Raw genomic sequence first — 14,053 nt, 5'->3', positions numbered from 1 at the left:
CCTTCTTTATCTTTTGGTATTATTATAGCATATTTTAGAGGAAAGGAGGAGGAATCTTAGGGCTAATCATGGTATAATAAAAGGTAATGAAAAATTCCAACGAGGCAGAGATGAAATTACTTTATACTGATATTCGGACTTCTTTGACAGAAATTCTAACCAGAGAGGCAGAGGAGCTAGTTGCTGCTGGCAAGCGAGTCTTCTACATCGCTCCCAACTCTCTTTCTTTTGAAAAGGAACGCGCCGTGCTGGAATGCTTGTCCCAGCAGGCTTCTTTTGCGATTACCGTCACGCGCTTTGCTCAAATGGCTCGTTACCTGATTTTGAATGATTTGCCTGTCAAGACCAGTCTTGATGATATTGGTCTTGGGATGGCCTTTTACAAATGCCTTGCCGAACTTGATCCTAAGGATTTACGTGTTTATGGTGCGATTAAGCAGGATCCTCAGTTTATCCAGCAGTTGATTGATCTTTATCACGAGATGACGACTGCTCAAATGAGTTTTTTGGACTTGGAGAGTTTAACAGATGAGGATAAGCGAGCCGATTTACTCTTGATTTTTGAGAAAGTAACGGCCTACCTCAATCAGGGTCAGTTGGCTCAGGGAAGTCAGTTATCCCATTTGATTGAGGCTATTGAGAATGACAAAGTAAGTAGTGATTTCACTCAAATTGCTTTAGTCATTGATGGATTTACCCGTTTTTCTGCTGAGGAAGAACGAATTGTGGACCTACTTCATGGCAAGGGTGTTGAGGTTGTCATTGGGGTTTATGCTAGTAAGAAAGCCTATACCAGTCCATTCGCTGAAGGCAATCTCTACCAAGCCAGTGTGGAGTTTCTCCATCATCTAGCCTCTAAATACCAAACTCCTGCTCTGGATTGTTCTCAAACTCATGAAAAGATGGATAGTTTTGACAAGGCCTCTCGTTTGCTGGAGTCTTCTTATGACTTTTCAGAATTAACATTGGATGTCGATGAGAAGGACCATGATAACTTACAAATCTGGTCTTGCTTGACGCAAAAGGAGGAGTTGGAGCTAGTAGCCCGCAACATTCGTCAGAAATTGCATGAGAACTCAAACCTGAGCTACAAGCATTTTCGTATTCTCTTAGGGGATGTAGCTTCTTACCAGTTATCGCTGAAAACCATTTTTGATCAGTATCAGATTCCTTTCTATCTTGGTAGAAGCGAATCCATGGCGCACCACCCCTTGACACAGTTTGTCGAATCTATTTTAGCTTTGAAACGCTACCGTTTTCGTCAGGAGGATTTGATTAACCTTCTCAGAACAGGTTTGTATACCGACCTTAGTCAGGCTGATATTGATGCTTTTGAGCAATATATCCGTTATCTTGGTATCAATGGCTTGCAAGCCTTTCAGCAAACCTTTACCAAATCCCACCATGGAAAATTTAATCTGGAACGTTTAAATGCTCTTCGTCTGAGAATTTTAGAGCCTCTTGAAACTCTCTTTGCCAGTCGAAAACAGAAGACTGAAAATCTCTTGCAAAAGTGGAATTCTTTTCTAAAAGAAGGAGCTGTGACCAAGCAGTTACAAGATTTGACAGCCACTATGGAAGCTATAGAACAGGAAAGACAAGCCGAAGTTTGGAAGGCTTTCTGTCATGTTTTAGAACAATTTGCGACCGTTTTTGCTGGTTCACAAGTTAATCTAGAGGACTTTCTAGCCTTGCTCCATTCTGGAATGAGTTTGTCCCAATACCGTACCATTCCAGCAACAGTGGACACTGTTCTGGTGCAGAGTTACGATTTGATTGCGCCCTTAACGGCTGACTTTGTCTATGCTATTGGTTTGACTCAGGACAATTTACCAAAAATTGCCCAAAACACCAGTCTTTTGACAGACGAAGAAAGACAGAGACTAAACCAAGCGACAGAAGATGGGGCACAATTGCTGATTGCCAGCAGTGAAAATCTCAAGAAAAATCGCTATACTATGCTTTCCTTGGTCAATTCTGCTCGTAAGCAGTTGGTCTTGTCGGCTCCAAGCCTTTTTAACGAAAGTGAAAGTAAGGAGTCAGCCTATCTTCAAGAACTGGTCCATTTTGGATTTAGTCGGAAAGAGAAGAGGATGAATCACAAGGGGCTGTCTAAGGAAGATATGGGGTCATATCACAGTCTTTTGTCTAGTCTGGTTGCCTATCATCAGCAGGGTGAGATGAGTGAGACTGAGCAAGATTTGACCTTTGTTAAGGTTCTGGCGCGTGTGATGGGTAAAAAACTAGACCAGCAAGGTTTGGAAAATCCAGCCCTCCCAACCAGTCCAAGCAGTAAGCAGTTGACCAAGGATACCTTACAGGCTCTCTATCCTGCTGATCAGGAGTTTTACCTGTCTACATCTGGTTTGACGGAGTTTTACCGCAATGAATACAGTTATTTCCTCCGTTATGTTCTAGGCTTACAGGAGGAATTACGCCTGCGCCCTGATGCTCGTAGTCACGGAAATTTCTTGCACCGCATTTTTGAACGTGCATTGCAGTTACCTGATGAAGATTCCTTAGACAAACGTCTAGAACAAGCTATCCAAGAAACCAGTCGAGAACGCGAATTTGAAGCCATTTATCAAGAAAGTTTGGAAGCCCAGTTTACCAAGGAAGTTTTGCTTGATGTTGCACGGACGACTGGCCACATTCTCCGACACAATCCAGCCATCGAAACCATCAAAGAGGAAGCGAATTTTGGCGGCAAAGACCAAGCCTTTATTCAATTGGACAATGGTCGCAGTGTCTTTGTACGAGGTAAGGTGGACCGGATTGACCGTTTGAAAGCTGATGGATCGATAGGAGTAGTAGACTACAAATCCAGTCTGACCCAGTTCCAGTTTCCTCATTTCTTTAATGGCCTCAATTCTCAGTTGCCAACTTATCTAGCTGCCTTAAAAAGAGAAGGGGAGCAGAACTTTTTTGGTGCCATGTACTTGGAAATGACTGAACCCGTCCAATCTTTGATGGCGGTTAAAAGTCTGGCAGGTGCAGTAGTAGAAGCCAGCAAGTCTATGAAATACCAAGGACTCTTTTTAGAAAAAGAAAGCAGTCATTTGGGTGAATTTTACAACAAAAACAAGTCCAATCAGCTCACAGATGAGGAATTCCAGCTCCTACTGGACTACAATGCCCATCTTTACAAGAAAGCTGCTGAGAAGATTTTAAAAGGTCAGTTCGCCATTAACCCTTATACTGAAAATGGCAGAAGTATTGCACCGTATGTTCAGCAACATCAAGCCATCACAGGATTTGAAGCCAATTACCACTTGGGCCAAGCCCGTTTCCTAGAAAAATTGGACTTAGCTGATGGCCAACGTCTGGTCGGAGAAAAACTCAAGCAAGCTTGGTTTGAAAAAATAAGAGAGGAGTTGAATCGATGAAGCCTATTTCCTTTTTAACTGAGGAAGAAATTCAAAAACTGCAAGAAGCAGAAGCGCACTCGAGCAAGGAACAGAAGAAAACTGCCGAGCAAATCGAAGCCATCTACAATTCTGGTCAAAATATCCTTGTTTCAGCATCGGCTGGTTCTGGGAAGACCTTTGTTATGGCAGAGCGCATTCTAGATCAATTGGCTCGTGGTGTCGAAATTTCTCAACTCTTCATCTCAACCTTTACCGTTAAGGCAGCCACTGAGCTTAAGGAACGTTTAGAGAAAAAAATCAGCAAGCAAATCCAAGAAAGCAGCGATGTCGACCTCAAACAACACTTGGGTCGTCAGTTGGCTGATCTACCCAACGCTGCCATCGGAACCATGGACTCTTTCACACAAAAATTCCTTGGTAAACATGGCTATCTGATTGATATTGCGCCTAATTTCCGTATTTTACAAAACCAGAGTGAACAACTCCTTCTCAAAAACGAAGTCTTCCATGAGGTATTTGAAGCGCATTACCAAGGTAAACAGAAAGAGACCTTTAGTCATTTGCTGAAAAACTTTGCAGGGCGTGGCAAGGATGAACGTGGTCTGCGCCAGCAAGTCTACAAAATCTATGACTTCCTCCAATCCACCAGCAATCCTCAAAAGTGGCTGAGTGAATCTTTCTTAAAAGGCTTTGAGAAAGCTGATTTTACCAGTGAAAAAGAAAAACTGACTGAGCAAATCCAGCAAGCCCTTTGGGATTTGGAAAGCTTTTTCCGTTATCATCTGGATAATGATTCCAAGGAGTTTCCCAAGGCTGCTTATTTAGAAAATGTTCAGTTGATTCTGGATGAAATTGGCTCCTTAAATCAAGAGTCCGATAGTCAGGCTTATCAAACGGTGCTTGCGCGTGTTGTCGCAATTTCGAAAGAGAAAAACGGTCGATCTCTGACTAATGCCAGCCGTAAGGCTGATTTGAAGCCCCTGGCCGATGCCTACAACGAAGAGAGAAAGACCCAGTTTGCTAAACTAGGACAACTGTCAGACCAGATAACCATTCTCGACTATCAAGAACGTTATCATGGAGATACCTGGGAACTATCTAAGACCTTCCAATCTTTCATGAGTGATTTTGTGGAATCTTATCGTCAGCGTAAACGTCAGGAAAATGCCTTTGAATTCGCTGATATCAGCCATTACACCATTGAGATTTTAGAGAAATTCCCGCAAGTTCGTGAAGCTTATCAGGAACGTTTCCACGAAGTCATGGTCGATGAGTATCAGGATACCAATCACATTCAAGAACGGATGCTGGAATTGTTGTCTAATAGCCACAATCGCTTTATGGTGGGAGATATCAAGCAATCTATCTATCGTTTCCGTCAGGCAGACCCGCAGATTTTCAATGAGAAATTCCAACGCTATGTGCAAAATCCAAAAGAGGGCAAGCTCATTCTCCTCAAGGAAAATTTCCGTAGCGGTTCAGAAGTGCTGTCAGCAACCAATGATGTCTTTGAACGTCTCATGGACCAAGAGGTCGGCGAAATCAACTATGATAACATGCACCAGCTTGTTTTTGCCAATACCAAACTGACTCCTAATCCAGAAAACAAGGCAGAAATTCTCCTCTACGATAAGGATGACACAAGTGAGGAAGAAGAGGGGCAGGCAGAAACGAAACTAACAGGCGAAATGCGATTAGTTATCAAGGAAATTCTTAAACTTCATCAGGAACAAGGTGTTGCCTTTAAAGAAATTGCCCTTCTGACCTCCAGTCGCAGTCGTAATGATCAGATTCTTCTCGCTTTGTCTGAGTACGGGATTCCTGTCAAAACCGATGGAGAGCAAAACAATTATCTCCAATCCCTAGAAGTGCAAGTCATGCTGGACACCCTTCGTGTCATTCACAATCCCCTTCAAGACTATGCCTTGGTTGCCCTTATGAAGTCTCCAATGTTTGGCTTTGATGAGGACGAGTTAGCACGTTTGTCCCTTCAGAAAGCAGGGGATAAAGTCCAAGAAAATCTCTATGAAAAACTGGTCAATGCACAAAAACTGGCAAGTAGTCAAAAAAGCTTGATTCATACAGCTCTAGCTGAGAAACTAAATCAATTCATGAATATCTTGGCTTCTTGGCGTCTGTATGCCAAAACCCACTCCCTCTATGACTTGATTTGGAAGATTTACAACGACCGTTTTTATTATGACTATGTTGGGGCTTTGCCAAATGGGCCTGCTAGACAAGCTAATCTCTATGCCCTAGCACTGCGTGCTGATCAATTTGAAAAGAGTAATTTCAAGGGCTTGTCTCGTTTTATTGGTATGATTAACCAAGTTTTAGAAGCCCAGCACGATCTTGCAAGCGTGGCCGTCGCACCGCCAAAAGATGCAGTAGAGCTCATGACCATTCACAAGAGTAAAGGGCTGGAGTTTCCTTACGTCTTTATCCTCAATATGGATCAAGATTTCAACAAGCAAGACTCTATGTCAGAAGTCATTCTCAGCCGTAAAAATGGACTTGGTGTCAAATATATCGCCAAGATGGAGACAGGGGCAGTAGAAGACTACTATCCTAAAACCATCAAACTCTCCATTCCTAGTCTGACTTATAGACAGAATGAAGAGGAATTACAGCTAGCAAGCTATTCAGAACAGATGCGCCTTCTTTATGTTGCTATGACAAGGGCTGAGAAAAAGCTCTATCTTGTCGGTAAAGGTTCTCGTGAAAAGCTGGAAGCTAAGGAATACCCAGCAGCTAAAAATGGAAAACTAAACAGCAACACTAGACTTCAAGCAAGGAATTTCCAAGATTGGATTTGGGCTATCAGCAAAGTGTTTGCAAAGGATCATCTCAATTTTAGCTATCGTTTTGTTGGTGAAGATCAGCTGACTAGAGAATCTATCGGAGAGTTGGAAAACAAAAGTCCTCTCCAAGATAGCTCCCAAGCAGACAATCGTCAGTCAAATACCATTAAAGAAGCTCTTGAAATGCTGAAAGAAGTTGAAGTTTATAATACTCTTCACCGCGCAGCCATTGAACTTCCTAGTGTTCAAACCCCAAGTCAAATCAAGAAATTCTACGAACCTGTTATGGATATGGAAGGTGTTGAGATTGCAAGTCAAGGACAGTCAGTAGACAAGAAAATCAACTTTGATTTGCCAGATTTTTCAACCAAAGAAAAGGTAACAGGAGCTGAGATTGGTAGTGACACCCACGAACTCATGCAGAGAATGGATCTCAGTCAGCGACCAACTCTTGCTAGCCTGACAGAAACTCTCAAACAAGTTCAAACTAGCCAAGCTGTCAGAGACAAGATCAATCTTGCTAAAATTCTTGCATTCTTTGACACAGCACTCGGTCAGGAAATTCTCGCTAATACCAACCATCTTTATCGCGAGCAACCTTTTTCCATGCTCAAACGAGACCAAAAGAGTCAGGAAGACTTCGTTGTCCGTGGTATCCTTGATGGCTATCTACTTTACGAAGATAAAATTGTTCTGTTTGACTATAAGACAGACCGCTATGATGAACCGAGTCAACTCGTAGACCGCTATCGTGGTCAGTTATCCCTATACGGAGAAGCTTTATCACGATCCTATTCGATTGAAAATATTGAAAAATACTTGATTTTACTCGGTAAAGACGAGGTTCAAGTTGTAAAAGTATAATTTATACTCTTCGAAAATCTCTTCAAACCACGTCAGCTTCAGCTTGCTGTAGATATGGTTACTGACTTCGTCAGTTCTATCCACAACCTCAAAACTGTGTTTTGAGCTGACTTCGTCAGTCTTATCTACAACCTCAAAACTGTGTTTTGAGCAACCTGTGGCTAGCTTCCTAGTTTGCTCTTTGATTTTCATTGAGTATTAGAAAGGAGACCTCATGACACTTCCAGTTAGAAAATCCCTGCATGATGCGGTTTTACAGGCTTCAAAAGCTGATACTTGGGAACAAGCTACCAAGGAATGGAATGAAGTTTCCTTGATTTTTAACGGTATCGGCCGTAGCAATTGTGTCTGTGGAAATGCCATCAAGTACGCCTACGAACTCTTTAACAGTGTCACAGGTCAACGCCTCTTTCCGATTGGTAGCGACTGTGTTCGTCATTTTCATCGATTGACCCTTGACCAGCAACTGGAAGAGGAAGAAAAACTGCTCAGAAAGGTTGAAAATCTGACCAGAAAAGCCCAGAAAAAGGAAAAAATCAAGGTCAATAAAAGTGACTTTGACGAGCGACTTCTAAAATGGCTCTGGGAAAAAGGTGTTTTCAAACCCAATCGTGGCAATCAATTTGCGCCTGAGAGTGACTACCAGCTTTTCTTAGAAGTCTTTCAGGGAGGAAGTTGGACTAAGGCAGAGCCCAAGAAAAAGGCTCGGATGGAAGAAGTCCTTGAAAAGTGTATCAAACCCTTTTTACTTGGAAAACCAGATGACCAACTCTACCTTGTCAAGCTAGGTAAGGAGAAAATTGACTACGAACAAGAACTCCGTATTCAGGCAGAGAAAGAGCGCAAGAAGAGGGATAAAATAGCCAAGCAGTATGCAGACAATCTAGTTCTAGCCATGGGCCCAGCAGAGCGGGCTTATCAAGATTATTTTGGTTTTACAGAAACCCTGACTCAAGAAGAACGCAAATGGGAGAAAATTCTTTTTGGTAAAAATAGAACAGAACGGGCCATCAAGGCCAAACAATATCAAAAAGAGCTGGAAAAAGACCAACGAATTGCTACTCAAGACCCAATTGAAAGAAAGCAGAAGCAGACCTGGCTTCTCAATTCCTATTTTCGTGAGCTTCCTGAAGAAAAATCCAGATTTGCTCGGCTCTTATTAGAATATCGAAAAAGTGGAGAAGTGCCATTTTCAACCCAATATCTCTCAAATCATCTGCTCGACTTTTTCTATAAAATGAAAGCTTTTGAGTTTGAAATCGCACCAGAACAAGTTCGAGATTTTCTAAAAGAAAGCCTTCAAGCAGAGCATCTCTCCTCAGCACAGGAAAGCTGGATAGAAGGAATCCTCATCAACTGTATTAAACCATTTTTAGAACGATTATTGATATGAGTAACACCTACCGTGGAAATTCCATGGTAGGTGTTAGTTTGAATAGTCAGTGTCATTATCATTCTCTATAGATTTATTAGAAAACAAAAATCCGCTTATTTATATACGCTTTATTAAACTAGATAACTTTTAAAATCTTATAAGAATAACTAGATTATTTTAATATTTCGTAGTATAATAACACTAGGAAAACAAACTGTATAAACCAATATTTATAGGTTATTCAAAACGCTTATATATATGTGTTAAATTATTTATTACAGCGCCTAAAACTCTATTATATAAGGAAATATTACATGATTGATATCCACTCTCACATTGTTTTTGGTGTAGATGATGGACCAAGCACAAAAGAAGAAAGCCTAACTCTTCTGAAAGAAGCTTTTTCACAGGGAGTTCGTACGATTGTATCCACTTCACATCGTCGTAAAAATATGTTTGAAACTCCAGAAGATTGTATAATGAAAAACTTTAAAGAAGTTCAGGATCTCGCTAAAAGAGCATTACCAGAGTTAAAAATTCTATATGGAGCTGAAATATACTTCACTCAAGATGCTCTTGAAAAATTAAATAATAAAGAGATTCCTACTCTGAACGATACACAATATGCTTTGATTGAATTCAGCCCGACCACCCCCTATTGGGAAATCCGCAATGCAGTAAATAAAGTTTTATTGTTAGGTATTAGACCTGTCATTGCCCATATTGAACGCTATGTTGAACTAGAAAAAAATGAAAAAAGAGTTAAAGAGCTGATAGATATGGGATGTTATACTCAAATAAATAGTTCAAGTGTTCTTAAGCCTAAAATGTTTGGGGATAAGTATCGCTTACTCAAAAAAAGAGCTCAATATTTTCTTGCCCATAATCTAGTTCACTGTGTGGCTAGCGATATGCATAATCTAAGCTCAAGACCGCCATATATGGAGCAAGCATTTGACACGATTAGTCATCAGTATGGAAAGGAAAGAGCAGAAGAATTATTTTTAGTGAATCCTCAGTTGATTATATCGAACAAAAATATTTAGCAACATTTAATTTAGGTGTATTTCCTGTATTTTAATCACGTAAGCTTGAAAATCTTATTTTTTTATGTTATATTGAACTGTATGATTTAATTCTTGGTAAATATACATATTTTTATTAGTTCTAACTTTTTTATACTTGGAACTATATATATATATATATATATATATATATATGCATCAACGTAGTGAGTGGCGCACGCATATATATGCGTGCGCCTTAGTTTTTTCTAGGAGAATGATGCTTATGTATAGGAGAATTAAGAGAATTATAGGTCTTCTAATTTCTATACCCTCATTACTATTAATTATCCCGATTTGTTTAATAGCATGTATCTTTATTGTAATCGAATCAAGTGGTAATCCTATTTATATACAAGAACGAATTGGTTTAAATGGACAAAGTTTTTCAATTTATAAACTCCGATCCATGTATCAAGATGCTGAAAAGAATGGTCATAAATGGGCGAGCAAAAATGATACACGCATTACAAAAGTTGGACGTTTTATTCGTAAAACACGAATTGATGAATTACCACAAATCATTAATGTAATTAAAGGTGAGATGTCCATTATTGGACCACGACCAGAACGACCAGAGTTTATCAATGAATTTTTGAAAGATATCCCTAATTTTAATGAACGTTTAGCTGTCCGCCCAGGAATCACAGGATGGGCTCAAGTAAATGGTGGTTATGAATTAACTCCTAAAGATAAATTAGTCTACGATCTATTCTATATCAATCACGAAAGTATCAAGTTAGATTTTCTTATACTATTAAAAACAATTAAAGTGATGGTTACCGGGAACGGATCTAGGTAGTTCTAAGAAAGAAAAAATAAATAAAAGGAAACAAACAATAATATGACTATTTTTAATAAAAATATTAATAGAGTTTTTTCTTTGATAAAAAGCAAACTACTATTTTTACTTCTATTTACTATAGTAGGGACGACAGCAGTTGGTCTATATACTGTTTTTATCATTTCTCCTATATACAGTGTATCCTCTAAGCTCATAATGAAGAACACTTCAAGTCAAACAAATGGGCAAAATAATGATGCGCAAACGATTGAAGCTATAAACCTCTTTCAAAGACAAGCTAAGACTTATTTAGAGATAGCAGATCTTCCCCCTGTAAAAGATGAGACCAATAAAGCATTAAGCTTATCACCAGATGAAATTTCAAAAATCAAGTCTGTTAAATTAACAAATGACTCAGGTTCTCAGTTGGTCACAATAACAGTGAGAGGACTAGATCGAAATTTAGCTGAACGTTATATTAAAGAGTATGTGTCTCAGTACAAGAAATTTACAGCAGATAGATTAGGGCGCGACAACTTGTCAGTTGTTACAGAAGCACTGGGAAGTGATTCTCCAGTTTATCCCGTTCTATGGAAGAATCTTCTTGTATCTATTCTAGTATTTTCTTTTGTAGGATTTAATGTTATTTTCATCAAATATGTACTGAGTGATTCGATTGATTCTTACGAAGACTTGGAAGAGTTAGTGGGAACACCTGTTCTCGGGATGATTCCGACTATAGAGAGAAAGAGAAGAGGTGAGTGACATGCATATCGAAGTTATTCATAACAGTAAATCCATCGTAGCTGAGTCCTTTAGAACTTTAAGGAGTAATCTTCAGTTCTCAGAATTTGGAAAAAATATTAAAATCATTGTCGTTACAAGTGCCAACCCAAATGAAGGAAAGAGTGAAGTCAGTATCAATCTTGCTGCCTCATTGGCTCAACAAGGGAAAAAAGTGATTATCATAGACGCAGATATGCGTAAACCAACCCAACATAAATTAACAGAGGTAAGTAATACCGAGGGTCTCAGCACCTTCTTATTAAAAAGATCTGGTGTAGATTCCATTAATCATCTAACGATAAATGATGTGAATTTAGATGTACTGACTTCAGGACCTGTTCCGCCTAATCCTTCTGAGATGTTAGCTAGTTCTTCGATGGATGAAACACTTAAAGCATTTGAAGATTTTTATGACTATGTCATTATCGATACACCTCCCTTGCTAGCAGCAACTGATGCCCAAGTTTTAGCCAGTATTTCGGATGCTACCCTTCTGGTAGTAGATATCAAAAAATCAAAACGACGACAAATAATAGAAGCAAAAAGAAGATTAGACCATGTTGGAGCTAGACTACTTGGTGTGATAATGAATAAAATGGATTCACATAAAGACACCTATTATTACTATTATTAAACTAACTATTTGAAAGGCAGGAGAGAAAAAATGACAATCTATCTTTTAATGTTCGTCTATGTCTCTTTTCTTGCCTTTTTCTCATTGAAATATGAGGATAAAGCAAAAGAATTAGGTTTCCTTGTTCTTCCGACTTTTTTCTTTTTTTTAATCATTGCGGGTTTTCGTACTTCTAGCGTCGGAGGAGACTTAGGAACTTATATCCATATTTTTGAATCGAATCATTTACAACTTCCGGATTTATCAAATCTATTTCGTTCTCGATTTGAACTTGGTTATTTAGTAAGTAATATTTTTCTAAGAAACTTTAGTGAGCACTATCCATTTTTATTATTTTCCTATGCCTTTATAACTTTAATTGCCTGGTTTCTTGTGCTTTATAAGCATTCTAAAAATGTTTACATGAGTTTACTGATTTACTTCAGCTCGTTAGGACTCTTTTTTTATTCTTTATCAAATATCAGGCAAGGTCTAGCAATCGCTTTAAGTTTTTTAGGGTTTCACTACGTAGTAAAAAACAAGAAGATTTTAGCATGGGTATTTATCTTACTAACTCCCTTATTTCATACATCTGGTATCGTCTGCCTCTTGTTTTTCCCTCTTAAAAAAATCGTTTTAAACAAAAGAATATATCAATTTGTGTTTCTTGTATTTCTAATCATCTTACCTTTTATCAAACAAATTGCAACTATCTTTATTTCTTTCTTTCCCCAGTATACTTCCTATCTGGAGTCATCATGGTTTTTGGAAAGCAATAAATGGGCACCTGTATTTTTAACAATTTGGTATGGTATCGTTCTGATCTTTGGTGAATTAGTGATTAGAAAACAGAAGTTATCGACTGAAGAAGAATTTATAAGAACTTTGTTCTTTATCTCCTTTTTATTTACTGCGTCAACTTTGCAAACAAGTCTTTTTGGCAGATTCGCACACTATTTTACCCCCTTTATTTGCCTATATATCCCCATGATTTTATCTAAAATAGGTGAAAAAAAAGTTCAATGGCTTTTATTTTATTTGGTGATATTGGTTTATGCTGCAATCTTTCTAGTCATTGTCTATTTTAAAGCTGACTGGTACAATATCGTTCCCTACCGTTCGGTTATTGTAGATTGGTTATTTGGAAATTAGGTTTAGGAGTTATAAAATGAAATTTTCAGTTTTAACGACAGTATATAAAAAAGAAACTCCTAGAAATTTAAGGAAAAGTTTACTAAGCTCTTATCATCAGACCATTAAGCCAACAGAAATCATTTTAGTTTGTGATGGTACATTGCCAGAAGAGCTAGATAGAGAAATCGAAAAGTTGCAGAGAGAAATCCCGATTTTAAAGGTTTTTCATTTACCTAAAAACCTAGGCTCTGGACCAGCTTCCCTCTTTGGAGTCAATCAATGTCAAACAGAATTCATTGCAAGAATGGACAGTGATGATTATTCTCTAGAAACAAGATTTGAGAAACAATTAGCTGCCTTTGAAAAAAATCCCAACCTCATCATGGTTGGTTCCAATATCCTAGAAAAAAATACAGAGTTTACCGCCTTAAAGAAAGTACCAGAAACTACAGCCGAAATTCGTCAATATTCGAAAATGAGAAATCCCTTTAATAATCCATCGAGTATGATGAAAAAAGAGTATATCTTGAAGGCTGGTAATTATCGTAAATTCCGTTACCTAGAGGATTATGACCTCACAATGAGATTGTTACACGATAATCCAACCAAGGATTTTTTGAATATCCAGGAACCTTTAGTAGTCATGCAGACAAATGATTCAAGCTATCTGCGGAGGGGCGGTTTCCTGTATGTAAAGACTGACTTTATGCTCCAATTAGATTTTTATCGTAGAAGAGACATTAGTCTAGTAGAATTTCTTAGAAATATTTTCCTTCGTAATGCGATTCGAATTCTTCCGAATTCAGTTAGGAAATGGGTCTATCAGAAAAAAATGAGAGAAGAAGTAGAGGTGATTAAGAAAATATGAAGAGAGTCATTACATACGGAACATTTGATTTATTGCATTACGGCCATATTAATCTCTTAAAAAGGGCAAAAGCCTTGGGAGATTATCTGATTGTAGGATTATCCACCAATGAATTTAATAGACTAGAAAAAAATAAAGAATGTTATTTTGATTACGAAGAAAGAAAATCGCTATTAGAGGCTATCAGATATGTGGATCTTGTCATACCAGAAGAAAATTGGGATCAAAAAATCTCAGACATCGAAAAGTATCATGCTGATGTGTTTGTCATTGGAGATGATTGGCAGGGCAAGTTTGATTATTTAATTGATTTTGGAATAGAGGTTGTTTACCTATCACGAACAAAAGAAATTTCAACAACTAAGATAAAGAATGATTTGAATCAAGGGAACTAGG

The 14,053-nt window shown here is 38.4% G+C and carries 10 protein-coding genes; all 10 read left to right on the top strand.

All coding sequences use genetic code 11. The annotated features are described in order from the left end of the window. Positions 1–110: 110 nt before the first annotated feature. Positions 111–3,386 (top strand): ATP-dependent nuclease subunit B, encoded by a 3,276-nt coding sequence (gene rexB / locus M1G05_RS02790; RefSeq protein WP_247953042.1) that lies wholly within the window; start codon positions 111–113, stop codon positions 3,384–3,386. Next, on the top strand, positions 3,383–7,033 hold the full coding sequence (gene addA, locus M1G05_RS02785) for a helicase-exonuclease AddAB subunit AddA (RefSeq protein WP_247953041.1): 3,651 nt from the start codon (positions 3,383–3,385) through the stop codon (positions 7,031–7,033). Before rexB ends, addA begins: the two co-directional genes overlap by 4 nt. 214 nt (positions 7,034–7,247) lie before the next feature. Next, a complete protein-coding gene (locus M1G05_RS02780) occupies positions 7,248–8,426 on the top strand; it encodes a hypothetical protein (protein WP_247953040.1) in 1,179 nt (392 codons plus the stop codon). Positions 8,427–8,722: 296 nt separating this feature from the next. After that, positions 8,723–9,454, top strand: a complete 732-nt coding sequence (cps4B, locus tag M1G05_RS02775) for a capsular polysaccharide biosynthesis protein Cps4B (protein WP_247953039.1) — start codon at positions 8,723–8,725, stop codon at positions 9,452–9,454. A 244-nt stretch (positions 9,455–9,698) separates the two neighbouring features. Further along, positions 9,699–10,274, top strand: coding sequence for a sugar transferase (locus M1G05_RS02770; protein WP_052691054.1), 576 nt, complete (start codon positions 9,699–9,701; stop codon positions 10,272–10,274). 198 nt (positions 10,275–10,472) lie between these two features. Then, positions 10,473–11,021: a YveK family protein gene (locus M1G05_RS02765; protein WP_228112187.1), complete on the top strand. Its 549-nt coding sequence runs from the start codon at positions 10,473–10,475 to the stop codon at positions 11,019–11,021. A gap of 1 nt (position 11,022) precedes the next feature. Continuing rightward, entirely contained in the window at positions 11,023–11,676 is a 654-nt protein-coding gene (locus tag M1G05_RS02760; protein WP_203213488.1) for a CpsD/CapB family tyrosine-protein kinase, read from the top strand. A 30-nt stretch (positions 11,677–11,706) separates the two neighbouring features. Then, positions 11,707–12,807: an EpsG family protein gene (locus M1G05_RS02755; protein ID WP_247953038.1), complete on the top strand. Its 1,101-nt coding sequence runs from the start codon at positions 11,707–11,709 to the stop codon at positions 12,805–12,807. 16 nt (positions 12,808–12,823) lie between these two features. Then, entirely contained in the window at positions 12,824–13,657 is an 834-nt protein-coding gene (locus M1G05_RS02750; protein ID WP_247953037.1) for a glycosyltransferase, read from the top strand. Beyond that, complete coding sequence (gene tagD / locus M1G05_RS02745) at positions 13,654–14,052, top strand: glycerol-3-phosphate cytidylyltransferase (protein WP_247953036.1); 399 nt, start codon at positions 13,654–13,656, stop codon at positions 14,050–14,052. Before M1G05_RS02750 ends, tagD begins: the two co-directional genes overlap by 4 nt. Position 14,053 lies beyond the last annotated feature (1 nt).

It is taken from the genome of Streptococcus mitis (assembly GCF_023109515.1).
Classification (GTDB): Bacteria; Bacillota; Bacilli; order Lactobacillales; family Streptococcaceae; genus Streptococcus; species Streptococcus mitis_CS.
The sequence above is the reverse complement of the archived record's forward strand: the minus strand, read 5'-3'. Positions and strand labels throughout refer to the sequence as shown.

Bases quoted from the DNA above. Each gene is read 5' to 3' on its own strand.
- cps4B (WP_247953039.1), top strand. From the start codon at position 8,723: ATGATTGATATCCACTCTCACATTGTTTTTGGTGTAGATGATGGACCA.
- tagD (WP_247953036.1), top strand. From the start codon at position 13,654: ATGAAGAGAGTCATTACATACGGAACATTTGATTTATTGCATTACGGC.
- M1G05_RS02780 (WP_247953040.1), top strand. From the start codon at position 7,248: ATGACACTTCCAGTTAGAAAATCCCTGCATGATGCGGTTTTACAGGCT.
- rexB (WP_247953042.1), top strand. From the start codon at position 111: ATGAAATTACTTTATACTGATATTCGGACTTCTTTGACAGAAATTCTA.
- addA (WP_247953041.1), top strand. From the start codon at position 3,383: ATGAAGCCTATTTCCTTTTTAACTGAGGAAGAAATTCAAAAACTGCAA.
- M1G05_RS02770 (WP_052691054.1), top strand. From the start codon at position 9,699: ATGTATAGGAGAATTAAGAGAATTATAGGTCTTCTAATTTCTATACCC.
- M1G05_RS02760 (WP_203213488.1), top strand. From the start codon at position 11,023: ATGCATATCGAAGTTATTCATAACAGTAAATCCATCGTAGCTGAGTCC.
- M1G05_RS02765 (WP_228112187.1), top strand. From the start codon at position 10,473: ATGAAGAACACTTCAAGTCAAACAAATGGGCAAAATAATGATGCGCAA.
- M1G05_RS02755 (WP_247953038.1), top strand. From the start codon at position 11,707: ATGACAATCTATCTTTTAATGTTCGTCTATGTCTCTTTTCTTGCCTTT.
- M1G05_RS02750 (WP_247953037.1), top strand. From the start codon at position 12,824: ATGAAATTTTCAGTTTTAACGACAGTATATAAAAAAGAAACTCCTAGA.